General features: G+C 36.4%; 29 protein-coding genes, 6 tRNA genes, 1 pseudogene and 4 riboswitches. Of the genes and pseudogenes, 32 read left to right on the top strand and 4 right to left on the bottom strand.

The genetic code is table 11. The features are described from left to right. Positions 1-6: 6 nt before the first annotated feature. From ACM6HU_RS17180 to ACM6HU_RS17145, 8 genes are all read left to right on the top strand, one after another. A tRNA-Phe gene (locus tag ACM6HU_RS17180) sits at positions 7-79 on the top strand. Positions 80-97: 18 nt separating this feature from the next. Next, positions 98-173, top strand: a tRNA-Thr gene (locus ACM6HU_RS17175). Between the two features lie 3 nt (positions 174-176). Further along, positions 177-247: transfer RNA gene (locus ACM6HU_RS17170), tRNA-Trp, on the top strand. A 10-nt stretch (positions 248-257) separates the two neighbouring features. Next, positions 258-334: transfer RNA gene (locus ACM6HU_RS17165), tRNA-Ile, on the top strand. Between the two features lie 3 nt (positions 335-337). Next, positions 338-412 (top strand) — tRNA-Asn (locus ACM6HU_RS17160). A gap of 1 nt (position 413) precedes the next feature. After that, positions 414-485, top strand: a tRNA-Glu gene (locus tag ACM6HU_RS17155). Positions 486-660: 175 nt separating this feature from the next. Continuing rightward, positions 661-1,080, top strand: a complete 420-nt coding sequence (locus ACM6HU_RS17150) for a CBS domain-containing protein (RefSeq protein ID WP_016113167.1) — start codon at positions 661-663, stop codon at positions 1,078-1,080. A 529-nt stretch (positions 1,081-1,609) separates the two neighbouring features. Next, positions 1,610-2,761 carry a DUF3965 domain-containing protein gene (locus tag ACM6HU_RS17145; protein ID WP_016113168.1) on the top strand — a complete coding sequence of 384 codons (1,152 nt, stop codon included), beginning with the start codon at positions 1,610-1,612 and terminating at the stop codon, positions 2,759-2,761. 123 nt (positions 2,762-2,884) lie between these two features. Here ACM6HU_RS17145 and ACM6HU_RS17140 read toward each other — a convergent pair whose 3' ends face one another. Both ACM6HU_RS17140 and ACM6HU_RS17135 read right to left on the bottom strand, forming a co-directional pair. Beyond that, a complete protein-coding gene (locus ACM6HU_RS17140; RefSeq protein WP_088093960.1) occupies positions 2,885-3,217 on the bottom strand; it encodes a hypothetical protein in 333 nt (110 codons plus the stop codon). 6 nt (positions 3,218-3,223) lie between these two features. After that, a complete protein-coding gene (locus tag ACM6HU_RS17135; protein ID WP_414848348.1) occupies positions 3,224-3,625 on the bottom strand; it encodes a M23 family metallopeptidase in 402 nt (133 codons plus the stop codon). Positions 3,626-4,166: 541 nt separating this feature from the next. Further along, positions 4,167-4,278, top strand: a riboswitch (TPP riboswitch). A gap of 61 nt (positions 4,279-4,339) precedes the next feature. After that, positions 4,340-4,442, top strand: a riboswitch (TPP riboswitch). An 88-nt stretch (positions 4,443-4,530) separates the two neighbouring features. On the opposite strand from ACM6HU_RS17135, the gene tenA reads away from it, so the two are divergent. The 18 genes from tenA to kdpDN all read left to right on the top strand — a co-directional run bounded on the left by tenA (position 4,531) and on the right by kdpDN (position 19,977). Then, complete coding sequence (gene tenA / locus ACM6HU_RS17130) at positions 4,531-5,226, top strand: thiaminase II (RefSeq protein WP_414848347.1); 696 nt, start codon at positions 4,531-4,533, stop codon at positions 5,224-5,226. Next, positions 5,195-5,944 carry an ABC transporter ATP-binding protein gene (locus tag ACM6HU_RS17125; protein WP_414848346.1) on the top strand — a complete coding sequence of 250 codons (750 nt, stop codon included), beginning with the start codon at positions 5,195-5,197 and terminating at the stop codon, positions 5,942-5,944. Before tenA ends, ACM6HU_RS17125 begins: the two co-directional genes overlap by 32 nt. Beyond that, complete coding sequence (locus ACM6HU_RS17120) at positions 5,941-6,693, top strand: ABC transporter permease (protein ID WP_414848345.1); 753 nt, start codon at positions 5,941-5,943, stop codon at positions 6,691-6,693. Before ACM6HU_RS17125 ends, ACM6HU_RS17120 begins: the two co-directional genes overlap by 4 nt. Next, positions 6,690-7,691, top strand: coding sequence for an ABC transporter substrate-binding protein (locus ACM6HU_RS17115; RefSeq protein WP_414848344.1), 1,002 nt, complete (start codon positions 6,690-6,692; stop codon positions 7,689-7,691). The genes ACM6HU_RS17120 and ACM6HU_RS17115 overlap by 4 nt, the downstream gene beginning before the upstream one ends. 10 nt (positions 7,692-7,701) lie before the next feature. Continuing rightward, positions 7,702-8,322 carry a thiazole tautomerase TenI gene (gene tenI / locus ACM6HU_RS17110; protein WP_414848343.1) on the top strand — a complete coding sequence of 207 codons (621 nt, stop codon included), beginning with the start codon at positions 7,702-7,704 and terminating at the stop codon, positions 8,320-8,322. Further along, positions 8,315-9,433: a glycine oxidase ThiO gene (gene thiO, locus ACM6HU_RS17105; protein ID WP_275857349.1), complete on the top strand. Its 1,119-nt coding sequence runs from the start codon at positions 8,315-8,317 to the stop codon at positions 9,431-9,433. Before tenI ends, thiO begins: the two co-directional genes overlap by 8 nt. Positions 9,434-9,685: 252 nt before the next feature. Next, the gene (gene thiS / locus ACM6HU_RS17100) at positions 9,686-9,889 is read left to right on the top strand and encodes a sulfur carrier protein ThiS (protein WP_016113177.1); all 204 of its coding nucleotides are present in this window, start codon (positions 9,686-9,688) and stop codon (positions 9,887-9,889) included. A 2-nt stretch (positions 9,890-9,891) separates the two neighbouring features. Further along, on the top strand, positions 9,892-10,662 hold the full coding sequence (gene thiG, locus ACM6HU_RS17095) for a thiazole synthase (protein ID WP_003195314.1): 771 nt from the start codon (positions 9,892-9,894) through the stop codon (positions 10,660-10,662). After that, on the top strand, positions 10,655-11,674 hold the full coding sequence (locus tag ACM6HU_RS17090) for a thiazole biosynthesis adenylyltransferase ThiF (protein WP_414848342.1): 1,020 nt from the start codon (positions 10,655-10,657) through the stop codon (positions 11,672-11,674). The genes thiG and ACM6HU_RS17090 overlap by 8 nt, the downstream gene beginning before the upstream one ends. A 6-nt stretch (positions 11,675-11,680) precedes the next feature. Further along, positions 11,681-12,493 (top strand): bifunctional hydroxymethylpyrimidine kinase/phosphomethylpyrimidine kinase, encoded by an 813-nt coding sequence (gene thiD / locus ACM6HU_RS17085; RefSeq protein ID WP_414848341.1) that lies wholly within the window; start codon positions 11,681-11,683, stop codon positions 12,491-12,493. 253 nt (positions 12,494-12,746) lie between these two features. Beyond that, positions 12,747-12,894, top strand: a riboswitch (cyclic di-AMP (ydaO/yuaA leader). A 93-nt stretch (positions 12,895-12,987) separates the two neighbouring features. Then, on the top strand, positions 12,988-13,386 hold the full coding sequence (locus ACM6HU_RS17080; protein WP_414848340.1) for a hypothetical protein: 399 nt from the start codon (positions 12,988-12,990) through the stop codon (positions 13,384-13,386). Positions 13,387-13,402: 16 nt separating this feature from the next. Beyond that, a complete protein-coding gene (locus tag ACM6HU_RS17075) occupies positions 13,403-13,630 on the top strand; it encodes a hypothetical protein (RefSeq protein ID WP_414848339.1) in 228 nt (75 codons plus the stop codon). A 318-nt stretch (positions 13,631-13,948) separates the two neighbouring features. Continuing rightward, a riboswitch (cyclic di-AMP (ydaO/yuaA leader) is annotated at positions 13,949-14,092 on the top strand. Positions 14,093-14,193: 101 nt separating this feature from the next. Further along, the gene (locus ACM6HU_RS17070; RefSeq protein ID WP_016113183.1) at positions 14,194-14,298 is read left to right on the top strand and encodes a hypothetical protein; all 105 of its coding nucleotides are present in this window, start codon (positions 14,194-14,196) and stop codon (positions 14,296-14,298) included. After that, positions 14,295-14,375 carry a K(+)-transporting ATPase subunit F gene (kdpF, locus tag ACM6HU_RS17065; protein WP_000972378.1) on the top strand — a complete coding sequence of 27 codons (81 nt, stop codon included), beginning with the start codon at positions 14,295-14,297 and terminating at the stop codon, positions 14,373-14,375. Before ACM6HU_RS17070 ends, kdpF begins: the two co-directional genes overlap by 4 nt. A 19-nt stretch (positions 14,376-14,394) precedes the next feature. Further along, positions 14,395-16,062 (top strand): potassium-transporting ATPase subunit KdpA, encoded by a 1,668-nt coding sequence (kdpA, locus tag ACM6HU_RS17060; protein WP_414848338.1) that lies wholly within the window; start codon positions 14,395-14,397, stop codon positions 16,060-16,062. Between the two features lie 13 nt (positions 16,063-16,075). After that, on the top strand, positions 16,076-18,166 hold the full coding sequence (kdpB, locus tag ACM6HU_RS17055; protein WP_414848337.1) for a potassium-transporting ATPase subunit KdpB: 2,091 nt from the start codon (positions 16,076-16,078) through the stop codon (positions 18,164-18,166). Between the two features lie 18 nt (positions 18,167-18,184). After that, positions 18,185-18,766, top strand: a complete 582-nt coding sequence (gene kdpC / locus ACM6HU_RS17050) for a K(+)-transporting ATPase subunit C (RefSeq protein ID WP_016113186.1) — start codon at positions 18,185-18,187, stop codon at positions 18,764-18,766. Positions 18,767-18,831: 65 nt separating this feature from the next. Continuing rightward, positions 18,832-19,977, top strand: coding sequence for a KdpD-like non-kinase potassium sensor (kdpDN, locus tag ACM6HU_RS17045; RefSeq protein WP_016113187.1), 1,146 nt, complete (start codon positions 18,832-18,834; stop codon positions 19,975-19,977). A 73-nt stretch (positions 19,978-20,050) separates the two neighbouring features. Here kdpDN and ACM6HU_RS17040 read toward each other — a convergent pair. After that, positions 20,051-21,259: pseudogene (locus ACM6HU_RS17040) on the bottom strand (MFS transporter). 159 nt (positions 21,260-21,418) lie between these two features. On the opposite strand from ACM6HU_RS17040, the gene ACM6HU_RS17035 reads away from it, so the two are divergent. The 3 genes from ACM6HU_RS17035 (at position 21,419) to ACM6HU_RS17025 (ending at position 23,181) form a co-directional block, all read left to right on the top strand. Continuing rightward, positions 21,419-21,880: a MarR family transcriptional regulator gene (locus ACM6HU_RS17035; RefSeq protein WP_016113189.1), complete on the top strand. Its 462-nt coding sequence runs from the start codon at positions 21,419-21,421 to the stop codon at positions 21,878-21,880. 128 nt (positions 21,881-22,008) lie between these two features. After that, the gene (locus ACM6HU_RS17030; RefSeq protein WP_414848336.1) at positions 22,009-22,863 is read left to right on the top strand and encodes a patatin-like phospholipase family protein; all 855 of its coding nucleotides are present in this window, start codon (positions 22,009-22,011) and stop codon (positions 22,861-22,863) included. Positions 22,864-22,977: 114 nt separating this feature from the next. After that, positions 22,978-23,181 (top strand): hypothetical protein, encoded by a 204-nt coding sequence (locus tag ACM6HU_RS17025; protein WP_016113191.1) that lies wholly within the window; start codon positions 22,978-22,980, stop codon positions 23,179-23,181. Positions 23,182-23,224: 43 nt separating this feature from the next. Here ACM6HU_RS17025 and ACM6HU_RS17020 read toward each other — a convergent pair whose 3' ends face one another. After that, positions 23,225-24,526, bottom strand: a complete 1,302-nt coding sequence (locus ACM6HU_RS17020; RefSeq protein WP_016113192.1) for an NCS2 family permease — start codon at positions 24,524-24,526, stop codon at positions 23,225-23,227. A gap of 232 nt (positions 24,527-24,758) precedes the next feature. Here ACM6HU_RS17020 and ACM6HU_RS17015 point away from each other — a divergent pair, with 232 nt between their 5' ends. The 3 genes from ACM6HU_RS17015 (at position 24,759) to ACM6HU_RS17005 (ending at position 26,841) form a co-directional block, all read left to right on the top strand. Next, positions 24,759-25,625, top strand: a complete 867-nt coding sequence (locus tag ACM6HU_RS17015) for an SDR family oxidoreductase (RefSeq protein WP_414848335.1) — start codon at positions 24,759-24,761, stop codon at positions 25,623-25,625. Between the two features lie 98 nt (positions 25,626-25,723). Further along, positions 25,724-26,485, top strand: a complete 762-nt coding sequence (locus ACM6HU_RS17010; protein WP_016113194.1) for a L,D-transpeptidase — start codon at positions 25,724-25,726, stop codon at positions 26,483-26,485. 104 nt (positions 26,486-26,589) lie between these two features. Then, on the top strand, positions 26,590-26,841 hold the full coding sequence (locus tag ACM6HU_RS17005; RefSeq protein ID WP_414848334.1) for a hypothetical protein: 252 nt from the start codon (positions 26,590-26,592) through the stop codon (positions 26,839-26,841). The last annotated feature ends 8 nt before the right edge of the window (positions 26,842-26,849 follow it).

The following is a 26,849-nucleotide window of genomic DNA, read 5'->3' as shown; positions in this document are numbered from 1 at the left end:
CATAAAGGCTCGGTAGCTCAGTCGGTAGAGCAGAGGACTGAAAATCCTCGTGTCGGCGGTTCGATTCCGTCCCGAGCCATCTTTTTTTTTTTGACAAGCCGGCTTAGCTCAATTGGTAGAGCAACTGACTTGTAATCAGTAGGTTGGGGGTTCAAGTCCTCTAGCCGGCACCACTTAGGGGCATAGTTTAAAGGTAGAACAGAGGTCTCCAAAACCTCCGGTGTGGGTTCGATTCCTACTGCCCCTGTAAGAAATATGGGCCTATAGCTCAGCTGGTTAGAGCGCACGCCTGATAAGCGTGAGGTCGATGGTTCGAGTCCATTTAGGCCCACCATATTCCGCAGTAGCTCAGTGGTAGAGCTATCGGCTGTTAACCGATCGGTCGTAGGTTCGAGTCCTACCTGCGGAGCCATGGCCCGTTGGTCAAGTGGTTAAGACACCGCCCTTTCACGGCGGTAACACGGGTTCGAATCCCGTACGGGTCATACAAAAGAGTCAGCAATTTGCTGGCTCTTTTTTTCTTGTGAAAAATATAATGTGAAGCTACGTTCTTTTCTAATATACGATATCGTCAATCCAAAATCCCTCTATTTATTATGAAATAAATAGAGGGATTTTGGAAAAACTATAGTATGTATAAAAAGGAGGGAATAGAGCTACATGACAATAGTTAGAGAATTTATGAGTACCGATATTGTGCAATGTACACCGCTAGATAATGTATATGAAGCTGCTGTGAAAATGAAAGAAGAGGCCATTGGGATGATTCCAATTGTAGAGAACAATCAAGTGGTTGGTCTTGTCACAGATCGTGATTTAGTTGTTCGTGGAATTGCTGAGAAACACCCTGGGTCTAATAAAATTACAAATGTCATGACAACAGAAATTGTTTCCGTATCTCCTGATGACCCTATCGAAAATGCTACAGAGTTAATGGCGCAGCATCAAATCAGAAGACTACCTGTAGTTGAGAATGGCGAGCTTGTTGGGATGTTAGCGCTAGGTGATTTAGCAATAGCAGAGAAAGCTGATGATCAAGCTGGATTTGCTTTAAGTGAGATTTCCGAGCATACAGAATAACGAGTAGATGCAGATTATTTTTAGGGTAGAAAATACAGTGTATTTAGATGCTAGAGAATAGGTAAGATTGGATACGTTTTATTCCGCATTAACGGGCAGTAAGACCCCCCACCTCAAGGTTTAGAGAGAAGCAAGGAAGATAGGTGGGGGATAACTGCCTGTAAAAGCCCGATTGGTGAGGACTTTCCATCAGTGGTGGATGAAGAAAATGCCTACTGATGGAAGTTTCACTTTATTAATACTGTAAGCAAAATTATATTGTTATTAAAACGTATCCAAAATGTTAGGCATAGATGTATATAAGGTGTAAAGATGCTTAACTAAGTATATATGAAGAATGATATATGTTAATTTCATTTGAATTTTTGGTTAAAAATTCCTATTGCTAATTTTTGTTATGTTAAAAAATGATATAATAATAAATATAAGTTTTATAATTTATTTTGAATATATTAATATTTATAATGTTATGTTTATCTACTAATCTATCAAAGATTTTATATATAAATAGAAATGGAGGGGAAATGATATGAGGGATGTACAAAGTAATCCAAATTGGAATTTGGTTACAGATGTTTATGTAGAACCCAATAATTTTGCGGATTTATTTTCTTTACTTGTACCAAATCATCCAAAAGGCGAAGGAAAAGAACGGACAATTTTAGCCTGGAAAGAAAAAGAATTTTATAAACAAGAAAACTTGGCTCCGTTTATTTTATATGGAATGAATAAGGTGCAGGACTTGCCACAGTTCCATAAGGATGAAATACCAACTTTAATTCGTATTGTTCGTTTATGCCAGAAAATCGGTTGGTATAAGGAAGCGTATACATTTATGGTGAACCAAAGATTAGATGAATTTGTACATACATCTATGGAATATGAAACGTGGGATATTTTAACTCAAGTTGTGGCTTGGAACTACTTAATTGTAAAATATCGAATTGGTAAATTAGAAAATGATGATGTAATGATATGGGAAAGAATTAAATTTAATACAGAGTGTATTGAAAAATGTGAGAAGCTATTATCTCATAAGGAAGTAATGGAACTTACATTCTTTTATATTTGCAAACAGGCAAAACTATTGTCTAAAGAAGAATTAGATCAAGAGATGATGAATTTAGCAATATACTGCAATACATACGTTTATGACTTATACATATATGACTTATTAAAAAAATATCGTAAGTGTACGGATTTTTTAACATATTATGGACCGAGTCGTTCTGTTGTTGCATGTCAAAGGGCTGTAATTGCTCAAATTTCTGATCGTCTTAATCCGTTAAAAACCACGCATGTGGATGATTATCTTTATGTAATGAAAGAAATGATGGAGCACATGTCGTTTGAATTTATGACTCGATATGAGCATTTCATTGGAAAACTATTATCATATGTACCATTTTTTGAAATGATTCAAGTTCCGCAACATGCATATTATTGTGAAGAGTTGATGTATGTTTGTAAAGGAATTGAACATAAGGAAGAACTTTTGCGGAATTATATATTTATACAATTACATGATTGTTTACCGTCATTTATTAAACAATTTCTAAAGAATAAGCGTTATGCAACGATTCATGATATTTTATTTTACTGGTGTGATGAGGAACAACGAGTGGGCTTAGAGAAGAAATATAATTTAAGTTTTATTTATGAACGATATGCGTGTGGATAAAGAAAAGTTTTGTGCTTTCCCTTGTTCACTCTATATAATGAATAAATAAAAAAAGAGTCTCACACTTCAAAGTGAGACTCTTTTTTTATTTAGTCGTAAATGAGAAGTAGACATACGTCCATTCTAAGCTTCTTGTTGTTTCTTACGGTGATCAGGAATGTAAATATATTGGGAAATAATGAGTAGTACCCCTATAAAAAATACAGGGAATATAGCAGCCAGGTGAAAACCACTATAAATAATATTTGTTATTAAACCGCCGATAATAACAAATGCAGTATATATATGAGAAATGTGTTTCTTTAGTCGGATCTTGAATGCTTCCATCAAAGATTCGATAGTAACAAATAAGATAACAATACTCAAAAAAACAATGTTAGTATTGTAAATTACTAAACAACAAATTAAACCGAGAAAAGCAAAATACTCAATTATTAAGGGAATATTACGTGGCATATAATATTACCGAACTAAATACTGCAGTGGATTTACCGCGTTTGTTTTTTCAAAATTCCATTCACCATTATGTAATTCAAAATGGTGGTGCTGCCCAAATGAATGGCCTGTATTTCCTATATGTCCTAACAATTCCCCAGTCTGAACTTGATCATCAACAGTTACAATATAACTGTTTTTCCGTTTAGTAGATGTAGAAATATTTGTATTTTTTACGGAGCTAGCATTATTCCTTGCTTTTATTTTATTATTCGAATATAATATTTTTAGATTCGGTTTTATATATTGAGTGTTTTGTGTAGGCAATTCTAGAGCTGCTACAGTACGTGTATCTACTTGAGTTATGGATGGAAGTAGAGATGCGACTGCGACAGTAGTTGCCGTTAAAGCTGTAGCTTTCTGTTTCATCTAATATTAGCCCCCCATAGATGTGTTAATACATTCCCTATTATAGTATAAAGATATAATATTTTGTGCATTATTCACATAACTGTAATATGAAATGAGAAAAATAACAATTTTTTAATGGAATCGAAATATATTACAAGAATAACAGATTAATAATCATTATAATATGGATTAAAGATAATTGATATTTTCTGAATAGATATATAAATCTGAATTGAAAAACTGACAGAAAAGCTTTCTTTTTAGGCGGGAGAGAGCATCCGGCCATGCATAGAAGCGGTTAGATCCTTTTCCTACCCCGTACCAAGTTAAGCAAAAAGAAAAAATGAATAGAGGTCACCTTTTATTCTTCATAGCCGCGACTTATATGTTGGAAAATCAAAATGGATATATATATTTATTTTTCATATTTTATATAAGTAGAACTTTGATGGAAAGAATTCTTACTTTGTATTGGATTCATGGCTCGTAAATAGGATTGGAATAAGTTAAAACAGTTGCTGATGACCCATGACAGTGTTATACTGACTATGGTAATTTCATATTATGCTAGGAGAGCTGGTGTTGCCAGCTGAGAGTAAGGCCGAGAGTCTTTGATCCTTTTATTACCTGATCTAGATTATGCTAGCGTAGGGAAGCGATTCGGACATTAACAATCAGTCCCTGTTTCTTTGCGTAAAGAAACAGGGCTTTTTTATTTGACAATTTTATAGTGAAAACCACTAGGGGTGCTTTATGTGCTGAGAGAGGAATAATCCTTAACCCTTACAGACCTGATCTAGGTAATACTAGCGAAGGGAAGTGGAACAACGAATAAATGTATTTTTATTTGCTGTAGCCACTTCTTATATAGAGAAGTGGTTTTTTTATTTAGATAAACAGATATGAAAGAAGGGGAAATATAAATGAGATTTTGTGAGAGGTTATTTGAGACTGTGCAGCTGGTTTGGGAGAAAAGTCATAATCACCCATTTGTAACTGGGATGGGGGACGGTACATTAGAAAAAGATAAATTCCAATATTACATCATACAAGATTATTTATATTTACTAGATTATGCGAAGGTTTATGCAATTGGAGTTGTGAAAGCGACTAATCCGCAAGTTATGGCAAAATTTGCAGAACAAATAGACGGCATTTTAAATGGAGAAATGACGATCCATAAACAGTATGCAAAACGCCTTGGTATTTCTGTACAAGAGATGGAAGAGGCAAAACCATCTGCTAAAAATTTAGCGTATACAAACTATATGATGTCAGTATCTCAAAATGGTACGCTTGCAGAGTTAATTGCGGCTCTGCTTCCATGTATGTGGAGCTACTGGGAGATTGGAAAACGTTTAAATGATATTCCAGGAGCGAGAGATCATGAATTTTTTGGGGAGTGGATTCAAGGATATAGCTCAGGAGAGTACGGGAATCTTTGCACGTGGTTAATGGATTTATTAAATGAACTAGCTGAAGGAAAGTCTGAACAAGAGTTAGACAAATTAGAAGAGATTTTCTTATATTCCAGCCGCTTTGAGTATTTATTCTGGGATATGGCGTATCGTAAGGAGATGTGGGGTTTTGAGGAGCAAGAGCATACTACAGTTTCATAATATTTCCTTTCATTATGATGAAAAGCCAATTATAAAGGGTCTGGATGCTTCGGTACAAGAAAAAGAGTTTGTTAGCATCATTGGACCGAGTGGCTGTGGCAAAAGTACATTATTTCGTTTAATTACAGGATTAGAAGATGTAGCGGCTGGAACGATTCAACTTACAGAAACCTCGAGTCATCCTGTAGGGTATATGCCACAAAAAGATATGCTCCTGCCGTGGAGAACGATTATTGAAAATGCGGCATTGCCGTTAGAGTGCCAGGGGATAAAGAAAAAAGAAGCACATGTAAAGGCAAAAGAGCTGTTAGAACAATTTGGTTTACAAGGATACGAGAACAAATATCCGAAAGATTTATCAGGTGGTATGCGGCAGCGAGTGTCCTTTATTCGAACTTTATTAACAGGCGGGGACATTTTATTGTTAGATGAGCCGTTTAGCGCATTAGATGCATTAACGAAAGCAACGTTGCAAGAATGGTTGTTTGAGCAATGGAAACAGTGGCAAAAAACCATTTTATTTATTACACACGATGTAGAAGAAGCACTTTTTCTTTCTAATCGGATTTTAATAGTGACAGAGCAGCCTATAACAACTTTAACGGAGCGTGTTGTACCACTTGGAACGGAGCGCTCAAGAAAAGATTTGCATAGGCCTGAGATACTAGGGCTAAAAGATGAGTTACTCGGTATGCTGCAAAGGCAGGTGCTCGTATGAAACGTGTGACAGAGTTACTACCTGCACTGATTTTAAGTAGCATACTACTCATAGCTTGGGAAGTGGGGGCTAGAATTGTAGATGAGATGTATATTTTGCCATCTCCTACTGCAATTCTAGCTAAAATGTGGGCACTGCGTGACATATTACTTACAGTTCATTTGCCAGCAACCTTATATGTAGTCTTAATCGGCGTAGTTATTTCTATTGTACTTGGTGTTGGACTGGCGATGTCTATGAATGCGAGTAAATGGGTAGCAAGAGCTTTTTATCCGTTACTAGTTGCTTCACAAACGATTCCAATTACTGCTTTAGCACCATTATTTGTTTTATGGTTTGGCTATTCAATTTGGAGCAAAGTCGTTGTGACAGTTTTGATTACCTTTTTCCCTATTGCGGTAAATACGTATGATGGATTGCGCAGCACGAAAAAGGAATGGGAGGAGCTTTTAGTGACATATGGCGCAACGAAAAAAGATATTTTTCTAAAGTTAAAGTTGCCATCTGCACTTCCGTACTTTTTCTCTGCTTTAAAAATTGCTGTTCCGCTTAGTGTCATTGGAGCAGCAATTGGTGAGTGGCTTGGTGCGCAAGCTGGTTTAGGATACTTTAGTAAACGAATGATGACACAGTTAGACGGAGCTGGTGTGTTTGCACCGATTGTGCTTCTATCATTACTAGCTATTTTATTTGTTTTAGTTGTTTCTATATTAGAAAAGAAATTCATTAGTTGGAGGAAACATTCATGAAATTATTCAAACGCATCTTTGTGTTTACATTATTAGTTGCAATGATTGCAGGGTGTTCCAGCAATTCATCATCAGAAAAGAAAAAGGATGAAAAAGAAGTAACTGTTATGCTCGACTGGTATCCAAATGCAGTCCATAGTTTTATCTATGCGGCGATTGAAAAAGGATATTTTAAAGAAGAAGGCGTGAAAGTAAATATTAAATTCCCTTCTAATCCAACCGATCCATTAACGTTAGCAGCAGCGGGGAAAGTAACAGTTGGTTTATATTATCAGCCAGATGTTGTCATCGCAAAAGCAAATGAACAAATTCCAGTGAAATCAATCGGAGCTGTGGTCCGTTCACCATTAAATCACGTCGTATCATTAAAATCAGCGGGAATCAATTCACCAAAAGATTTAGAAGGAAAGACAGTTGGTTATTCTGGAACACCTTTAAGTGAAGCGTATTTAAAAACGATGGTAAAAGAAGCTGGTGGCAATCCGGATACTGTAAAAGTAGTAGATGTTGGATTTGATTTAGTACCAGCGTTAATTACGAAAAAAGTAGATGCTGTCACAGGTGCTTATATTAACCATGAAGTTCCTGTTATGCGTCATGAAGGCCATGAACCAGCGTACTTCAACCCAGCTGACTATGGTGTACCAAATTATCATGAACTTGTTTTTGTAACAGGTGATAAAACGTTGAAAAAAGATAAAGAAGCGTTGCAAGCCTTTTTACGAGGTGCGAAAAAAGGATATGAATTTATGAAAAAGAATCCGGACGAAGCACTGGATATTTTATTAAATCATCAAGAAAAGGAAAATTTCCCACTTGTTCCAGAAGTTGAAAAAGAAAGTATGAAAATTTTGTTAGAGAAAATGGAAACGAAAGATGAGCCATTTTTATCAGATACGAAAGAGTCATGGGAAAAACAAAATAAATGGTTGAAAGAAAAAGGCATGACAAAAGAGATTGTTCCTGCCAATGAATTATTCGAAAACATTTTAAAGTAGGCGAGTGAATATGAAAGATGAGCTCCACGTTATCTCAAATGGCCAGATGGCATTCGAAGAGTTAGCGAATGTAGCGATGCAAATTGAGAGTGAGATTGATTATTTGCATATTCGTGAGCGAGAGAAAAGTACGAAAGAGTTATATGAAGGTGTGGAAGGTCTCCTAAAAGGAGGCTTTCCGGCATCTAAGCTTGTGATTAATGATCGAATCGATATTGCAATTCTATTAAATATTCCTCGCGTACAATTGGGATATCGAAGTGCTGATGTCAGGTCTGTAAAGGAAAAGTTTTCTTATTTGCATGTTGGTTATTCTGTGCATTCTTTAGAAGAAGCGATAGTAGCGTTCAAAAATGGAGCAGATTCACTTGTTTATGGTCATGTATTTCCAACGAGTTGTAAGAAAGATGTTCCGGCAAGAGGGTTGGAAGAGATTTCAGATATAGCAAGGCGGTTAACGATACCGATTACAGCTATTGGAGGGATAACACCTAAAAATATAGGAGAGGTTCTTAGAGCTGGCGTGAGTGGTATTGCTGTTATGTCTGGGATTGCAAGTGATAGTAATCCGTATGAGCAGGCAAGGTTGTACAAGGAGAAAATAAGAAAGTGGGCGAAAAATCATGAGTAAGAAGTATGATGTAGCCATTATTGGCGGCGGTGTGATTGGGAGTTCAGTTGCACATTTTCTAGCGGAAAGAGGATACCAAGTTGCAATTGTTGAGAAACAAAGGATTGCGTCTGAAGCTTCTAAAGCAGCGGCAGGTTTACTTGGTGTACAGGCGGAGTGGGATGCGTACGATCCACTATTTGAGCTTGCTAGAGAAAGCCGTACAATATTTCCACAACTTGCAGTAGCTTTACGTGAAAAAACGGGTATTGATATTGGATATGAAGAGAAAGGCATATATCGTATAGCTCAAAATGAAGATGAGAAGACAAGAATACTAGATATTATGGACTGGCAACAGAAAACAGGTGAAGAATCATATTTTCTGACAGGAGATGAGCTTTATAAAAAAGAGCCATTCCTCTCTTCATCGATCATTGGGGCTGTATATTATCCAAAAGATGGTCATGTTATTGCACCGGAACTTACAAAGGCATTTGCACACTCTGCGGCCATTTCTGGTGCTGATATATATGAACAAACAGAAGTATTTGATATCAAAATAGAAAACAACCGAGTAGTAGGAATTGTTACGAATGAAGGTATGATTACATGTGAAAAGGTAGTAATTGCTGGTGGTTCGTGGAGTACAAAACTACTTCATCATTTTCATAGTGAGTGGGGTACATATCCTGTAAAAGGAGAAGTTGTTGCCGTAAAGAGCCGTAAACCATTGCTGCAATCTCCTATTTTCCAAGAGCGGTTTTATATCGCGCCAAAACGTGGTGGACGCTATGTAATTGGAGCAACGATGAAGCCTCATACGTTTAATAAGTCTGTACAACCAGAAAGTATTACTTCGATATTAGAACGTGCTTATACAATCTTGCCAGCTTTGAAAGAAGCTGAATGGGAAAGTACGTGGGCGGGATTACGCCCGCAATCTAATCACGAGGTTCCTTATATGGGGGCACATGAGGAAATAAAAGGATTATATGCTTGTACCGGTCATTACAGAAACGGTATTTTATTAAGTCCCGTTTCTGGTCAATATATGGCAAATTTAATAGAAGGAAAGCAAGGGAATTATTTGCTAGATTCATTGGTTTCTAAATCAACTTATCCTGCATGAACTGGCAGTAAGCGCCTGATTGATGGAGGATAAAAAGAACACATGTTGATTAAGGTTTCACTTTATATAAATGTATTTTGATTTTTTAACATGTAAGTCAATGTGACAAAGAATAAAGGCTGAACTACACTCGTTTTTTTTTCTTTGTTTTTACTTGGCATGGGGCAGGAAAAGGATCTGACCGCTTCTATGCATGTTCGGATGCTCTCTCCCACCTAACAAGAAAGGTTTATATAGAAAGGGGATGGAAGTTTGAATTTGAAAATTAATGGTAAGAAAGTAGAGGTACCTGGGAGTGTTAAGACAGTAGCAGAATTGCTTACACATTTAGGATTGGATACAAAAATTGTTGTGGTGGAATGTAACCAAGATATTTTGCAAAAAGAAGACCATCGAGATACATCTGTTTTTGATGGAGACCAAATTGAGATTGTAACTTTCGTAGGAGGCGGTTGATTATGTTAAACATTGGACCATTTACATTTCATTCTAGACTTTTATTAGGAACAGGGAAATTTTCTGATTTTGATGTACAAAGAAAAGCAATTGAAGTATCAGAGGCAGAAATTTTAACATTTGCAGTACGTCGTATGGATATATTTGATGCAGACCAACCCAATTTATTAGAAAAAATTGATGTGAAAAAATATACATTACTCCCAAACACAGCAGGGGCAAAAAATGCTGAAGAAGCAGTTCGTATTGCGAAATTAGCAAAAGCTTCAGGGCTTTGTGACATGGTAAAAGTAGAGGTTATTGGTGATGACAGAACGTTATTACCTGATCCAGTGGAGACTTTAAAAGCCTCTGAAATGTTGTTAGAAGAAGGATTTATTGTTCTTCCTTATACATCTGATGATGTTGTATTAGCACGTAAATTACAGGAACTTGGTGTTCATGCGATTATGCCTGGTGCATCACCAATTGGCTCAGGACTTGGAATTGTAAATCCATTAAACTTAAGCTTTATTATTGAACAAGCAAAAGTACCGGTAATTGTGGATGCAGGTGTTGGTAGTCCAGCTGATGCAGCATTTGCGATGGAATTAGGAGCGGATGGTGTGCTATTAAATACAGCTGTATCTGGAGCGAAGGATCCTATTAAAATGGCAGAAGCAATGAAATTAGGTATTCATGCAGGACGTTTAGGATTTGAAGCAGGACGTATTGCACGTAAGCGTTGCGCGACAGCAAGTAGCCCGTTAGAAGGAATGAGCGTAGTTGAATAATCGATATTCTCGCCAAGAGTTATTTTCTCCAATTGGTGAAAAAGGGCAGCAAAAAATAGGCGGAAAGCATGTGTTAATCATTGGTGCTGGGGCACTTGGTAGCGCGAATGCAGAGATGCTTGTAAGAGCAGGCGTCGGCCATGTGACGATTGTGGATCGCGATTATATTGATTGGAGCAATTTACAACGTCAGCAGCTATATTGTGAGGAGGATGTAGAAAGTAATCTTCCGAAGGCTGTAGCAGCACAAAGACGTTTGCAAGCGATTAATAGCAATGTAATTGTAGAAGCATATGTTCAAGATGTGACAGCAGAGGAATTAGAACAGCTTGTTACAAATGTCGATGTAATGATTGATGCGACTGATAATTTTGAAACACGTTTTATCGTTAATGATATATCACAAAAAAATTCAATTCCATGGGTTTATGGGGCGTGTATAGAAAGTTACGGCCTTTCTTATACGATTTTACCAGGAAAAACGCCATGTTTATCTTGTTTATTACAATCTATTCCGCTTGGCGGAGCAACATGTGATACAGCAGGTATTATTTCACCTGCTGTATCTCTCGTTGTTTCTCATCAAGTAACGGAAACGATTAAAATTTTAGTAGAGGATTATGAAGCACTTCGTGATGGACTTGTGTCGTTTGATGTATGGAAAAACGAATATTCATGTATGAATGTGCAAAAGCTTCGAAAGCCGAATTGTCCATCATGTGGTGGGGAAGCACTCTACCCATATTTAAGTAAAGAGAATACATCGAAAACTGCAGTTTTATGCGGAAGAAATACAGTTCAAATCAGACCTCCTTATAAAGAACAATTAGATTTTAAACGATATAAAGAGCTGCTGCGCGATCGCGTAGCAGATTTAATGGTAAATCCCTATTTATTATCATTTTCAGTTGAAGGGAAGCGACTAGTTGCCTTTCAAGATGGACGCGTACTTGTGCATGGAACAAAAGATATAGTAGAAGCAAAAACGATTTATCATCGCTATTTTGGATAGAAAAGGATGAGTGAGATGAAAGTGAATAAAGCTTTAACAATTGCTGGATCAGATAGCGGCGGTGGTGCAGGTATTCAAGCAGATTTAAAAACATTTCAAGAGCTTGGTGTATATGGAATGACAGCTATTACAGCTATTACGGCTCAAAACACACTTGGTGTGCAAGGAGTATATCCTGTTACCCTTGAAGGGATTCAGGAGCAATTAAATTCAATTGGTGCTGATTTAATACCAGATGCTGTTAAGCTCGGCATGCTATTTAGTAGTGAAATTATTAAGGTCGTTGCAGAAAATATTAAAAAGTTTGGCTGGAATAATATTGTACTAGATCCTGTTATGATTGCAAAAGGTGGTGCATCGTTATTACAGCAAGAAGCAGTGCAAGCATTGAAAGAACATTTATTGCCAATTGCAACAGTTGTGACTCCGAATGTACCGGAAGCAGAAGTATTAACAGGGATGGAGATTCATAACATCCAAGATAGTAAAGAAGCTGCGAAGGAATTGCATAGATTAGGAGCTAAGTACGTTCTTATGAAAGGTGGACATGCCGCTTATCAAGGAAATGAAGTTATTGATTTCTTATTTGATGGTGAACAATTTATTGAGTATAAAAGTGAACGAATAGACTCCAAACAAACGCATGGTAGCGGTTGTACATTTGCGTCTGCTGTAACGGCAGGACTTGCAAATGGGTATCCAATCGAAGAAGCGGTTCGAGAAGCGAAAAAGTTTATTAGCATAGCAATTGAACAGCAATTGAATATTGGAAGTGGTCATGGCCCAACGAATCATTTTGCATATAAAGTGAAACTTTAATCAGTGGGGAGTTTCATCCCCCATTGATTATTAGTTGAACCAATCGGGCTTTTACAGGAAGTTGATTCCCCACCTAGTAGTTTTTGCTTTCGCTGCATTTTGGGATGGGGATCTTACTGCCTGTTAATGCGGGGTAAACGTCAAGAAACTCGTGCGTAAATATTCAAGTCTTGATGGGGAAGTCAGTTTTATAACTGGCTTTTTTTATTGTTTACTTTTTCCATATTTAGGAGTATTATATCAGCCAGAATCTGTTTTTGTAACGCTGAGTCCGATTCATTTGGAGCGGAGGAACCAAATTGTGCATGGTCACTAGGGGTGAATCTTTCATGATGAAAGTAGGGCTACTCTCAAAGTCCGAATCCGACAGCTAACTTCGTAAGCGTCTTGAGAGAGGATGGTGCATGGATGGATACATCACTTCATCGGTCTGATTAGTATAGGAGAATATCAATCTATATTTGAATTCTTTTATGCTAAGGAGGATGATGTACATGGATGGGGAAAAAGAGGTAACGCTCATTTGTGTAGGGGAAGAGGAAAAAGTAAACAGTTTACGAGAATTAGTGCCTTTTCAACAAGATATGATTATTTTTACCGCAACTGAACATGTAGCGGCTGAAGTGCGAGCGTGTGGATTTGAATCAACTTATTGTTGCAATGGTGAGCAGAATGTAACTAATATTTGCAAGAGGATTAAAAAAGTAATCCTGCTAGGAGATGAGCTTCCAACAGTTAGCTTTTTTACCGAACGTATTCGATTTTCTTTTCAAGCACCTATTACAGTTGTCACAAGAAATAAAAGATATCCAGTAAGGCTCTATCAAACAATTGGAGCTACATTTGTAGTGTTTACAAATTGTGATAACATTTCTTTTTTATTTTTTGGATAGGGCGGGGGAAGTGATGATGAAGGTATTATTACGCGAGGATATAGCGAATCGTTGGGCAGTATCAGTAGAGCGAGTTCAAGAATTAGCAATGGATTCTATGTTTCCAAAGCCGTATATGATATTGCCGTCAGAAGATAGTTTATATTTAGAAACGGATATCATTGAGTATGAAAAAATGCATGTGGAGCTGACACAAGTCTTTGTTCGCGGGAGAAATTTACGTTCATTTTTGCGTAGAGAATAAAGTGAAACTTCTTCGTTTCTGTGGGGGGGGCCTACTGTCCGCAAATAGCGGGATAAAATTAGTATGAGGAAGAGAGCGAGTGTTAAGTGCTAAAAGAAGTACTTAACATAATTCGCTCTTTTTTATTTTATATTAAAAGTTGATTTCAATGAAAAAGAAAGAAAAGACAAGGAAACAGATGATAAAATATTAATCTTAACCAATGTAAGCGTTTTAATGAGGAAATATTTTCTTATTTTAGGTAATTTTACTCTTTACAAGTTAAATATAGAGGAGTATATTTACATTCATAAATTGTTCATAAATATTTCCAAAAACAACCTGATATCGCTGAGTCCAGAAATGGAGCGGGGGAACCAATTTTGTGCATTGTCACTTGGGGTGAATCTTTCATTACGAAAGTAGGGCTACTCTTTAGGCCCGAATCCGACAGCTAACCTCGTAAGCGTTTGGAGAGGAGGTTTACTTTTGTGTTGTTCATTTTTGAACACTGAGTAGAGCCTCAGTGTTCTTTTTTTGATGGATAGATGGTAAAATTTAACATTTTAAAGTGAGGGATTATAATGCTTGATGTTGTGATGATCGGAATCTGTGTTGTATTGGTAGCATCTATGATAGGGCTAGCGAGCTGGTCAGATAAAGTTGTGAAAGAAGGGAAGCAATCATGATGATTGCCTTATCGGTTATTGTTGCAGCGATTACTGTGTATTTAGTTTATGCGTTATTAAATCCAGAAAAGTTTTAATTAGGGGGAATCATTCATTATGATTTGGGTTGCAGTTGTCATCACAATGTTATTGTTTATTCTTGTTGCAAAGCCAACGGGGATTTATTTAGAGAAAGCTTTTCAAGGTAGTAGAAAATTAGATAAAGTATTTGGCCCTTTTGAAAAGCTTATTTTCAAAATTGCGGGTGTTAAGTCGTACAATCAAACTTGGAAACAGTATGCACTATCATTAGTTGCACTCAATGGTTTCATGATCGTTGTTGTATACTTCATCTTTCGCTTACAAGGCGTGCTTCCATTAAATCCAGCTCATATTGAAGGGATGGAGCCAACGCTTGCTTTTAATACAGCAATCAGCTTTATGGCGGATACAAACTTACAGCATTATAGCGGCGAAAACGGATTATCTTATTTATCACAATTAATTGGGATCACATTTTTAATGTTTGCTGCACCGGCAACGACATTAGCACTTGTTATGGCTTTTATAAGAGGATTAGCAGGCAAGGAACTGGGGAACTTTTTCGTTGATTTTACTCGAGGTTTAACAAGGGTCTTTCTTCCCATTGCATTTGTTGCAGCACTGATTTTTGTTGCGCTTGGTGTACCGCAAACTTTAGACGGAGCAGTTACAGCACAAACAATTGAAGGTGTGAAACAAAGTATTTTGCGTGGTCCTGTAGCTTCATTTGTTTCAATTAAGGAACTTGGTAACAATGGTGGCGGATTCTTCGGAGCAAACTCCACACATCCATTTGAGAATCCAGGACAAATCACTAACATCTTACAAATGATGCTCATGATGTTACTGCCAACAGCTTTACCGTTTACGTATGGACGAATGGTTGGCAATAAGAAACAAGGACGTATCCTTTTCGTTTCCCTATTTATGGTATTTTTAATTGGATTTGTAACGATTGTTTCATCTGAATTACATGGGAATCCAGTATTAAATCAAATGGGTATGGAACATGTGCAAGGCAGTACAGAAGGAAAAGAAGTACGATTTGGAACAGTCTTTTCTTCACTGTATGCGACAGTAACAACAGCAGCCGAAACAGGTGCAGTTGATACAATGCATGATACGTTAACACCAATTGGTGGATTGGTACCACTTGTAAACATGATGTTAAATACAGTGTTTGGTGGTGTTGGAGCAGGTTTTGTCAATATCATTATGTACGCAATTATTGCAGTCTTTATATCTGGATTGATGGTTGGACGGACACCAGAATTTTTAGGTAAGAAAATTGAAGGAAAAGAAATGAAATTAATTGCGGTAACAATATTATTTCATCCATTGCTTATTTTAGGATTTTCAGCATTGGCCCTTTCAACTCATTTAGGGACGGATGCGATTTCTCATTCAGGTTTTCATGGTTTAACGCAAGTTGTATATGAGTATACATCTTCTGCTGCCAACAATGGATCTGGATTTGAAGGATTAGGAGATAATACACCATTTTGGAATATTACAACTGGTTTAGTTATGTTTTTAGGACGTTATTTCAGTTTAATTACGATGTTAGCTGTTGCAGCTTCATTGAAAGAGAAGACGGTAGTACCAGAAACAGTCGGAACATTTCGAACAGATAATAGTTTATTTGGTGGAATTTTCATTGGGACAATTGTAATTGTCGGTGCGTTAACATTCTTCCCAATGTTAGTATTAGGCCCAATTACAGAATTTCTTACATTGAAGTAATGGAGGGTAAATGATGAGACCTGTAGTGGTAAAAGAAAAACAAGCGAATCAATCACGGGTACATGTTGTAGAAGATGAGGTTAGACAAGCGAAAACGATGGATCGTGATATTGTTACACATGCGATGAAACAATCAGTTGCAAAACTGAATCCAAAAGTAATGGTGAAAAATCCAATTATGTTCGTAGTAGAAATTGGATTTATTATTACTTTGATTTTATCATTCCTTCCCAATGAATCTAATAGTATACCAGGTTGGTTTAATATAACAGTTTCTCTCATTCTATTATTTACAGTTTTATTTGCGAATTTTGCAGAAGCATTAGCTGAAGGGCGTGGGAAAGCGCAAGCAGATTCTTTGAAACAATCGAAGAAAGATGTATTTGCAAGCGTCGTAAAAGAAAATGGGGAAATCGTTCAAGTATCAGCGACTGAACTGAGAAAAGGTGACGTTGTAATTGTAAAACAAGGAGAAATGATCCCAAGTGATGGCGAGGTTATTAAAGGTTTAGCATCAGTTGATGAATCTGCTATTACGGGGGAATCCGCTCCTGTTATTAAAGAAGCTGGTGGAGACTTTTGTTCAGTAACAGGCGGTACAATGGTTGTTAGTGATGAGATTACAATTTCGATTACAAGTAATCCTGGTGAGTCGTTTATAGATAAAATGATCTCTTTAGTAGAAGGGGCTGCTCGTCAAAAAACACCGAATGAGATAGCTTTGAATACAGTACTGACAAGTTTAACTCTTATTTTCTTAATTGTAGTTGTAACACTACCAATTTTCACAAATTATTTAGGGTTTAAGATTGATACAGCCGTACTTGTTGCACTTCTTGTTTGTTTAATTCCAACAACAATTGGAGGATTATTATCCGCGATTGGGATTGCCGGAATGGACCGTGTTACGAAATTTAATGTATTAGCAATGTCAGGTAAAGCTGTAGAGGCTGCGGGGGATATTAATACAATTATTTTAGATAAAACGGGTACTATTACTTTTGGAAACCGGATGGCACATACATTACTTCCTGTAGGAAACGAAACAATTGAACAATTAGCAAAATGGGCTGCATTAGGATCAGTTTTAGATGAAACACCAGAAGGTCGTTCTGTAATTGAATATGTAAAATCAAAAGCTTTATCATATAGCAGTGAGCTTGCTGAGCAAGGAGAGTTTGTTCCGTTTAAAGCAGAAACAAGAATGAGTGGTGTAGACTTACTGGATGGTACAAAAGTAAGAAAAGGTGCAGTTGGTGCTGTTATTGAGTGGGTACAAGCGCAAGGTGGTACGATTCCAAAAGATGTGAATCAAAAGGCAGATTTAATTTCAAAAGAAGGTGGGACACCACTTGTAGTTGCAGTGGATGATCGTATTTATGGCTTAATCTATTTAAAGGATACTGTAAAACCTGGTATGCGCGAACGTTTTGAACAACTTCGCCAAATGGGAATCAAAACGGTCATGTGTACAGGTGATAACCCATTAACAGCAGCAACAATTGCGAAAGAAGCAGGTGTAGATGAATTTGTTGCAGAATGTAAGCCAGAAGATAAAATTGCAGTTATTAAAACAGAACAAGATAAAGGAAAACTTGTGGCAATGACTGGCGATGGTACGAATGACGCACCAGCGTTAGCGCAAGCGGATGTTGGATTAGCGATGAATAGTGGAACAACAGCTGCGAAAGAAGCGGCTAATATGATTGATCTAGATTCCAATCCAACAAAAATTATTGAGGTTGTAGGTATTGGTAAACAGCTGCTAATGACGCGTGGTGCATTAACAACGTTCAGTATCGCGAATGATATAGCAAAATACTTTGCGATTATTCCAGCGATGTTTACATTAGCAATTCCGCAAATGGAAGCACTGAACATAATGAAATTAACTTCGCCACTTTCAGCTATTTTATCAGCATTAATATTTAATGCCATTATCATTCCATTACTCATTCCATTAGCAATGAAGGGGATTGCGTATAAACCGATGAGTTCCAATGCATTGCTTGGTCGCAACTTATTAATTTACGGACTTGGAGGAGTCATTGTTCCTTTCATTGGGATTAAGGTAATTGATCTAATTGTAGGATTGTTCATATAAGGAAGAGGGGAAAAGAAAATGGCTAAAAAACAAAATATACTTTCACCGGTCATTCGTGTTACCTTTACATTTCTTGTTCTTTGTGGGCTTTTATACCCGCTGCTTGTAACTGGAATTGCGCAAGCAGTGATGAAGGATAATGCGGATGGAAGTCTTATATATAATGAAAAAAATGAAGTGATTGGCTCAAAGTTAATCGGTCAAAACTTTACAGACCCACGTTATTTTCATGGACGCGTCTCTAGTATAGAATATAAAGCAGAAGCGTCAGGATCAAATAACTATGCACCATCTAATCCTGATTTAGTAAAACGTGTAGAAGAAAGTGTAGCAAATTGGAAGGATAAAAATCCGACTGTTTCAGTTACGGAAGTACCGATGGATTTAGTGACGAATTCAGGTTCTGGATTAGATCCTGATATTAGTCCAAAGGCAGCTTACGTACAAGTTGATCGCATCTCGAAATTAACGAATATTCCGAAAGAAAAAATAAATCAAATGATTAAGTCTCAAACAGAAGGTGCTGCACTAGGATTATTTGGAGAGGATCGTGTGAACGTTTTGAAATTAAATCTGGAATTACAGAAAATAATGAAATAGTATTGTTGCTACCTCAATCCAATCGATTGAGGTAGCGTTGTTTACTAGGAAAGGTTGTGCGCGTAATGTATGCAGATGATTATAAACCGACGTTTCAAAGACGAACGCCGGAAGAATATTTAGAATATATACGCCAGCAAAATCGCGGGAAATTAAAGCTGTATGTAGGTGCTGCTCCAGGAGTAGGGAAAAGTTATAAAATGTTGTTTGATGCGCAAGAAATGAAAAAAGAGAATATTGATATTGTAATAGGTTTAATTGAAACGCATGGAAGAAAAGAAACAGAAGAAGCAATTGCTGATTTAGAAAGAATACCGTTAAAAGAAATAAACTATAAAGGAAAAGTATTTTATGAGCTCGATGTAGAGGGGATTATAAAGCGAGCACCGCAAGTAGTTGTTGTGGATGAATTGGCACATAGTAATATACCTGGATTAAAACATAAAAAACGTTATATGGATGTAGAAGAATTATTGGACGCTGGGATATCAGTATTATCAGCGTTTAATATTCAACACTTAGAAAGCGTTCATGATATTGTGGAACAAATCACGAATGTAAAAGTACGAGAGCGTATTCCTGATTTTATTTTACAAAAAGCAAATGAAATTCAACTTGTTGATGTAACCCCTGAAGTTTTGAGGAAACGATTGACAGATGGAAAGATATATAAAGAAGGAAAAATTCAGCAAAGCTTACAAAATTTTTTTACGGTTAATAATTTAGGAGCTTTACGAGAGTTATCACTTCGTGAAGTTGCCGACGATATGGACGAGAAGATTAGTCAGTCAGTGACAGAACCAATAGGTGTAAAAGAAAAAATTCTCGTTTGTGTGCAATATAGTTCAACAGCAGAGAAATTAATACGGCGTGGTTGGCGTATGGCAGATCGATTAAACGCTGAATTGTATGTATTAAATGTTGAAAGAGAAAATATAGAATTAATATCGGCAAGCAAAAGGCAAACAATTGAGGAGTGGCAATCGTTAACCAATCAATTTCATGCTACTTTCGTATTGGAAGAAGCGAAAGGAAGAAAGCCAGCTGATGTCATTATTGAAGTGGCAAAACGATTACAGGTCACCCAAATTTTACTTGGTCAATCAGCAAGAACAAGATGGGAAGAAATTCGAAAAGGATCCATTGTAAATGAAATTATGAGGCAGACGAAGCATATTGATATTCATATTGTGGCAGATCAGAGAGTATAAAAAAGAGAATGTCCAAATGCAGTAAAATAGCTGTTTTCGGGCATTCTCTTTTTGTTTGTATGTTACATACAGATTATTCAGCTTTTTGAATCTCTGCTTTTCTTATATGGTTACGAGGTAGTTTTTTCATCGCATATAAGGTCACAATTAGGAAAACTATCGATCCCGTAAAGAAAATTCAAAAGTAATTTTGATTAAAGAGTAGAAAACTACCTACGATGGGTCCTGTACCCATTCCGATATAACGGATAAAGTTGTAGATACCAATGGCAGTTGCTCGTTCTCCTACAAACTCTTCTGTTAATAAAGTTATATGAGTTGGCATGGATAATCCGATACTGAAACCGTATACGGATGTAATAATAATTAAGATTGGGATGCTGATATGATATGTGAAAGAGAATAAAATTACGCATATGATATTGAAAAAGCTAGTGATAAGTAAAGCTTGTTTTGTTGTGAGTAATGTTTGCAAAAATTTGTAGCAATAACTTCCTAGCATAATGCATAGAGACATTGGTACAAACATAAGCCCAATTTCACCTGTGTTTAGATGAAATACATTTGTTAATATGCTAGGTAAAAAAACGAGGAAACAAAAATAGATACAAAACTGCATAAAGCCAATGATTGCAATAGAAGATCCAGTCTTATTTCTTAAAATACGCCAATAATTATTTGTAGTTTTGTCTTTTTTGAGTACGTCTGGCTTTGTTTCTGGAAGCAATGAAATATTTGTAATTAATAAGATTACACCAATTGTAGATAAAAAGAGAAAAATAGATACGTGCCCGTTTATGTTTCCGAGATAGCCACCCATGAGAGGGCCTATCGCTGGGGCAAGAGCAAGTAACATTTGATAGAGACTCATTGCTTTTCCGCGTTCTTTTCCTTCGAATAAATCACCGATAATAGTAGCAGCAACTATAGGTATAGCGGCTATTCCTAACGCTTGAACAGCTCTAAAGAAAAGGAATAAATAGATGTCTGTTGTAAAAGCACAACCGATTGAACCGATCGTACTAATAATTAGGCTAGGAATGAGAATATATTTTCGTCCTTTTGCATCAATCAATGGTCCGTAAACAAGCTGCATAATTGCAAGAACAAAAGTAAAAATAGAGACAGTTAAATTCACAAGATAAAGAGAGGTGTGAAAGGAATCTTGAATCATTGGTAAGAGGGGCGTGTAAATGTTTTGAGCGAAGGAACCTAATAGAGCGCTAATACAAACGATATACAAAATAGATTTTAATTTTGATGAAGATGATGAGTGATTCATCAGAAAACCTCCTTATTTTAGTTTCCTAGGAAACTAAAATAATTTTAACATTATTTTCTTACTTGTAAAGATAAAAATGAATTTAATTTTTATTTTGAAATGGTATATAATTAAATTGTTTCTGTGGAAACTTATGAAGTATCATGGAGGGGATTCGACTTGGACCGTACAGTAAGGCAAATAGAAATACTTTCGGATATTCGTACACTTTTTCATAAACAAGAAGAGCATATGAAAGGAAATGATGAGCGTTTTCTTCGTGAGACAGGGGTAAGTGGCATGTCTTTATCAGAATTACATGTGATCCAATGCATAGGAAAAAAAGGGTTAATGAATGTAACAGCTATTACTGAAGAGATGGGAATGACAAAGGGAGCAATTTCTAAAATTTGTACAAAATTGTTTAATAAACAATTTGTTGAAAAGATGAGAATGTTAGATAATCAAAAGGAAATATTTTTTCGTTTAACAGACAACGGAAATGAAATTTACATGGCGCATGAGAAATTGCATCAACAAGCTGAAGAGAAGTGGTTGTTACTTTTAAATCAGTATACAGAAGAGGAATTATCATTGATTCAAAGGTTTGTAAAGGATGTAGGATCCCATTTAGAGAAGTAGAAGAATAATTTTTCGTTCGCACCAAGCCTTCTGAATATGGTTTTTGTGAAGACTCTTATATAATAGAAAGAGATATTTAACAAGATGAATAATTAAAGAGTCTATGTATATAAAGAGGAGAGAAAACAATGCTTGAAAATACGGGTTTAGTATTAGAAGGCGGCGGTATGCGCGGTGTATATACGGGTGGAATACTAGAATACTTTATGGAGCAAGATTTATATTTTCCCTATATTATTGGTGTTTCAGCAGGAGCATGTCATGCGGCTTCATATATTTCAAGACAAAGAAATCGAAATAAAACAGTAAATATTGATTATGCAACACATCCGAGGTATTTATCTTACAAAAATTTATGGAAAAAACGTCAGTTATTTGATATGGACTTTATTTTTCGTGAAATTCCAGAACAGCACGTGCCATTTGATTTTGACACATACTTTAATAGTGCAGAGCGTTTTCTAGTAGGAACGACAGATTGTGAAACCGGTGAACCAATGTATTTTGAAAAAGAAGGAACAAATGAAGATGCATTGACTTTATTACAAGCTTCTAGCTCATTGCCATTTATCGCACCAGTTGTAAATTATCGTGGTAAACAATTATTGGATGGCGGAATTTCGGATCCAATCCCAGTTCGTAAAGCACAGCAAGATGGTTATGAGAAATCGATTGTTATTTTAACGAGAAACCATGGATATGCGAAGAAAAAATCAAAATTTGGATGGATTGCAGCAAAAGCTTATAAAAAATATCCTAATCTTGTCAATACGATGCTTTCTCGTTATGAAGTATACAATGAGACACTTCATTATATTGAAAAAGAAGAGTTAGCCGGAAATCTATTTGTCATTCGTCCAGAAGTACCACTTCAAGTGGATCGAATGGAAAAAGATTCACAAAAGCTGCAAAATTTATATGAACAAGGCTATAAAGATGCAGCAAGACAATTTGCGGATTTACAGGTGTTTTTACAAAGGTAATGGATGGAAAAACCTCTTTCAGGGGTTTTTGTTCTTGTAATAGACTGAATATAAAATCTATTCAGGGCTAATTGTGGTATAATTTGGGTAAAAGTGTATAGAGGAATGATACATATGGAAAATGTATATAAGGGACTTAGACGTATGGGATATACGGCAATGTTTATTTTTGGTGGAGTATTTCTATTACGCTTTCTGATTCATGATGAACTTTTATTAGATCAACTAATTGGTTTTAGCGCAGGAATGGTGATGTTTATTTCTTCATTTTTGATTCAAAAATATAGTAAAGAATTGCAAATGAATAAGGAATATTAGAAAAAGCCTTGGTTCACAGAATTTGTGAGCCAAGGCTTTTTTATTAGTGCGGTAAGAAAACTAATTGATAAGCAAACAAAATACCAAATACATATACAAGTGGATGCACAGCACGGAATTGTCCTTTTGCCATTTTCATAAGTGGATACGAAATGAATCCAAGTGCAATACCTGTTGCGATGCTTGATGTAAGCGGCATGCTTAAGATTACTAAGAATGCTGGGAATGCTTCGTCGAATGTATCCCAATCAATGTGACGTACAGCGCCCATCATTAAGCTACCAACAATAATTAATGATGGAGATGTAATTGCTGAAACACCAGAAACAGCACCTACTAGAGGACCAAAGAATGCAGCAACGGCAAACAATGCAGCTACTGTAACTGTTGTTAAACCAGTACGTCCACCAGCTGCAACACCCGCAGATGATTCAATATATGCTGTTGATGGTGTTGTTCCGAACATAGCCCCGATTGTTGCTGAGAAAGAATCAGATAGAAGAGCTCGTCCCGATTTTGGAAGTTTACCATCTTTTATAAATCCACCTTGCTGAGCAACACCAAGTAGTGTACCTGTTGTATCGAATAGTGTAACAAGGAAGAGTGAGAATACAACGCCGTATAATCCGTAATGAATCACATCAGAAACAGCAGTAATTGGATTTGAAACAATAATTCCTTCTGGTAATCCAGGCATTGATGTAATACCGTTTGGAAATGTTAATTGACCTGTGAAATAAGCGATAATTCCTGTTAAGAGCATTCCGATGAATAATGCGCCGTTTACATTTAAGGACATAAGAATCAGAGTAATTCCAAGTCCAGCTAACGCTAGTAGTACAGGAGGCGAATGAAGATCTCCAAGCCCAACTAAGTTAGACGGATGTTTTGTTACAATGCCCGTCAGACGTAAACCGATAAAAGCAATAAATAAGCCAATACCAGCAGTAATTGCATGTTTTAAGTTTTCAGGAATTGCTTCCATTAATTTTGTACGGAAAGATGTAAATGATAACAAAATTAAAATCATACCTGCTACAAATACAGCAGAGAATGCAATTGCGAAGGTCATTCCTTCATGCGCTTTTACAACAGAGTAAGAGAAATAAGCGTTAAGTCCCATACCCGGCGCGATTGCAATTGGTAAATTTGTAAAGATTGCCATAAATAATGTTCCAACAACAGCGGCAATAATTGTCGCTGTAAATGCTTGTTCAAATGGAACACCTGCATCCCCAAGGATGATAGGGTTTACGACAATGATATATGCCATTGTTAAGAAGGTAATAATACCTGCCATAATTTCAGTTTTAATAGAAGTTTTATGTTTTGAAAGGTTAAACATATAAACATCCTTTCTGTTTACGAATGATTGCCACAACAGTTATATATAATATTCGTTTTTTGGTTCTATTGCAAGAGTTTCGTACAAAAAAGTTTATAACAATTTCTATTTTATGTCTTAATTTCGAATATTAATCACAGAACAGCTCCTACGTTTCGGCTTTTAATGTATAAGTACTTTTTATAAATGTGTACATCATAAGAAAGAGAAATGAGAAGGAGCTGAAATGTGTATGCCTGAGCAAAAAAAGTTTTTAACGTTACCACCACAACATCAAAATAGACAACCGGGGATTGAATCGATGATGAATCCTCTCCCAGAGTACGAAGATCCTAATTATCGCGGTAGTGAAAAATTAAAAGGGAAAAATGTGCTTATTACAGGAGGGGATAGTGGAATTGGAAGAGCGGTATCAATTGCGTTCGCAAAAGAGGGAGCCAATATTGCGATTGCGTATTTAGATGAACTTGAAGATGCGAACGAGACGAAAAGACTTGTGGAAAAGCAAGGTGTGAAATGCATATTACTCCCAGGTGATTTAAGTAGTGAACAACATTGTCAGCACATCGTAAAGGAAGCAGTTTCAAAGCTAGGTGGTTTAAATGTTCTTGTGAATAATGTTGCGCAGCAATACCCGCAGCAAAGTTTAGAATACATTACAGCGCAGCAACTTGAAAAAACATTTCGCATTAACATTTTTTCTTATTTTCACGTTACAAAAGCTGCGCTCGCGCATTTAAAGCAGGGAGATACAATCATAAATACAGCTTCGATCGTTGCGTATGAAGGAAACGAGCAACTCATTGATTATTCTGCAACAAAAGGAGCGATTGTTGCTTTTACACGTTCACTTGCAAAATCACTAGTTCAAAAAGGAATTCGTGTAAATGGTGTTGCGCCAGGCCCGATTTGGACACCGCTTATTCCAGCGAGTTTTGATAAGAAGAAGGTATCGGAATTTGGAAGTAATGTACCGATGAAAAGACCAGGGCAGCCGTATGAATTAGCGCCTGCTTATGTATATTTAGCTTCAGGCGATTCCACATATGTTTCCGGACAAATCATTCACGTAAATGGTGGTGTAATTGTGAATGGATAAGTTAAATCTGAAGAATCTTTGTGTTTTTGTTCATAAGAATTGAGTGCATAGTAAAAGCTAATGGTACCATCGTAGATGATGGTACTGGGGGGATATGAATGAAGAAGATATGTTTGATGGTGATATTCTTTTTCTGTCTACCAATCAGCACTTTTGCTAGTGCAGATCATTTAATACTTATTAACCTTACTACAAATCAATTATCTTTTTTTGAAAATGGAAAATATGTAAGGACGTTTCCTGTTACAACTGGAAAGCGTAACACACCAACCCCTGAAGGCACATTTTGTATCATTAATAAATATAAAAATAAAGAATATCACCGTAAAAATATTCCGGGTGGTGCACCGAATAATCCACTTGGAACAAGATGGATCGGTTTAAATGAAAAAGAATATGCAATTCATGGTACAAATCGAGAAGGGACGATTGGAAGAAGAGAATCAAACGGTTGCATTCGCATGCATGATCGAGATATACAATGGCTATATGACCGAGTATCGTTACGGACAAAAGTAATTATTTCTCAGTTTTATACATCTCCAGAATATGCAGCGCATAAGCTTGGATATCGTGTTACAAGTTGGAATGGACGTATAGTAGAAGAAGAGCAAATTGGAATGTTAACACTTGTGGATCGTATGAATATATATTGGCAAGAACCAAATGGTCAATTTACGAAAGTAAAAACAGTATTGCCGAATGAACGATATGCTGTTTATTCTCGAGGGAAAAATGGAAGTTATTATATAGGTAATAATTTGTATATTATGGATGAAACAGGCGGGAAAATTCGTTATGAGCAAGTGCCTTATTCCATTTTAAGTAATATATATAAGAGGAAATATAATATACAGTAAAGCTATCGTAAATAGGCGATAGCTTATTTGTTATTAAACACCGTAATCGCAACTATCGTACTTTGGTGAATATAATACAGTACAGATTGGGGGGCGGTTACACTATGAATGGTGAATTTGCTTTTAAAATATTTTTAGTAACGACGTGTTTGTTCATCGTTTATTTATATACGTTACTCGTGTTTTCCTTTTATATCCCATATATTGATTTAGTATTATTTGTTGGATTTATTTGGGCTTTTGTGAAAGCAAGGGAAGGGGAGAGTAGTATATATCGTCGGATTACTTTATGTGGAACGATTCTTCTCGTTGTAGTGTATTTCTTTATGATGCATGATGTTTGGAGGGGAATGTAAAAAGCATA

The sequence above is a fragment of the Bacillus sp. IT-79MI2 genome, from assembly GCF_949768135.1.
Classification (GTDB): domain Bacteria; phylum Bacillota; class Bacilli; order Bacillales; family Bacillaceae_G; genus Bacillus_A; species Bacillus_A pseudomycoides.
This window is presented reverse-complemented; position numbering and strand designations above follow the sequence as displayed.

What these genes read in the sequence shown, in the direction of transcription:
- ACM6HU_RS17015 (WP_414848335.1), top strand. Translation starts at nt 24,759, where the DNA reads ATGCCTGAGCAAAAAAAGTTTTTAACGTTACCACCACAACATCAAAAT.
- ACM6HU_RS17080 (WP_414848340.1), top strand. Translation starts at nt 12,988, where the DNA reads ATGGATGGGGAAAAAGAGGTAACGCTCATTTGTGTAGGGGAAGAGGAA.
- ACM6HU_RS17120 (WP_414848345.1), top strand. Translation starts at nt 5,941, where the DNA reads ATGAAACGTGTGACAGAGTTACTACCTGCACTGATTTTAAGTAGCATA.
- ACM6HU_RS17135 (WP_414848348.1), bottom strand. Translation starts at nt 3,625, where the DNA reads ATGAAACAGAAAGCTACAGCTTTAACGGCAACTACTGTCGCAGTCGCA.
- thiO (WP_275857349.1), top strand. Translation starts at nt 8,315, where the DNA reads ATGAGTAAGAAGTATGATGTAGCCATTATTGGCGGCGGTGTGATTGGG.
- ACM6HU_RS17145 (WP_016113168.1), top strand. Translation starts at nt 1,610, where the DNA reads ATGAGGGATGTACAAAGTAATCCAAATTGGAATTTGGTTACAGATGTT.
- ACM6HU_RS17140 (WP_088093960.1), bottom strand. Translation starts at nt 3,217, where the DNA reads ATGCCACGTAATATTCCCTTAATAATTGAGTATTTTGCTTTTCTCGGT.
- ACM6HU_RS17005 (WP_414848334.1), top strand. Translation starts at nt 26,590, where the DNA reads ATGAATGGTGAATTTGCTTTTAAAATATTTTTAGTAACGACGTGTTTG.
- ACM6HU_RS17025 (WP_016113191.1), top strand. Translation starts at nt 22,978, where the DNA reads ATGGAAAATGTATATAAGGGACTTAGACGTATGGGATATACGGCAATG.
- tenI (WP_414848343.1), top strand. Translation starts at nt 7,702, where the DNA reads ATGAAAGATGAGCTCCACGTTATCTCAAATGGCCAGATGGCATTCGAA.
- kdpC (WP_016113186.1), top strand. Translation starts at nt 18,185, where the DNA reads ATGGCTAAAAAACAAAATATACTTTCACCGGTCATTCGTGTTACCTTT.
- ACM6HU_RS17150 (WP_016113167.1), top strand. Translation starts at nt 661, where the DNA reads ATGACAATAGTTAGAGAATTTATGAGTACCGATATTGTGCAATGTACA.
- ACM6HU_RS17030 (WP_414848336.1), top strand. Translation starts at nt 22,009, where the DNA reads ATGCTTGAAAATACGGGTTTAGTATTAGAAGGCGGCGGTATGCGCGGT.
- kdpF (WP_000972378.1), top strand. Translation starts at nt 14,295, where the DNA reads ATGATGATTGCCTTATCGGTTATTGTTGCAGCGATTACTGTGTATTTA.
- thiG (WP_003195314.1), top strand. Translation starts at nt 9,892, where the DNA reads ATGTTAAACATTGGACCATTTACATTTCATTCTAGACTTTTATTAGGA.
- ACM6HU_RS17115 (WP_414848344.1), top strand. Translation starts at nt 6,690, where the DNA reads ATGAAATTATTCAAACGCATCTTTGTGTTTACATTATTAGTTGCAATG.
- ACM6HU_RS17070 (WP_016113183.1), top strand. Translation starts at nt 14,194, where the DNA reads ATGCTTGATGTTGTGATGATCGGAATCTGTGTTGTATTGGTAGCATCT.
- ACM6HU_RS17010 (WP_016113194.1), top strand. Translation starts at nt 25,724, where the DNA reads ATGAAGAAGATATGTTTGATGGTGATATTCTTTTTCTGTCTACCAATC.
- kdpDN (WP_016113187.1), top strand. Translation starts at nt 18,832, where the DNA reads ATGTATGCAGATGATTATAAACCGACGTTTCAAAGACGAACGCCGGAA.
- tenA (WP_414848347.1), top strand. Translation starts at nt 4,531, where the DNA reads ATGAGATTTTGTGAGAGGTTATTTGAGACTGTGCAGCTGGTTTGGGAG.
- thiD (WP_414848341.1), top strand. Translation starts at nt 11,681, where the DNA reads ATGAGTGAGATGAAAGTGAATAAAGCTTTAACAATTGCTGGATCAGAT.
- kdpB (WP_414848337.1), top strand. Translation starts at nt 16,076, where the DNA reads ATGAGACCTGTAGTGGTAAAAGAAAAACAAGCGAATCAATCACGGGTA.
- ACM6HU_RS17075 (WP_414848339.1), top strand. Translation starts at nt 13,403, where the DNA reads ATGAAGGTATTATTACGCGAGGATATAGCGAATCGTTGGGCAGTATCA.
- kdpA (WP_414848338.1), top strand. Translation starts at nt 14,395, where the DNA reads ATGATTTGGGTTGCAGTTGTCATCACAATGTTATTGTTTATTCTTGTT.
- ACM6HU_RS17020 (WP_016113192.1), bottom strand. Translation starts at nt 24,526, where the DNA reads ATGTTTAACCTTTCAAAACATAAAACTTCTATTAAAACTGAAATTATG.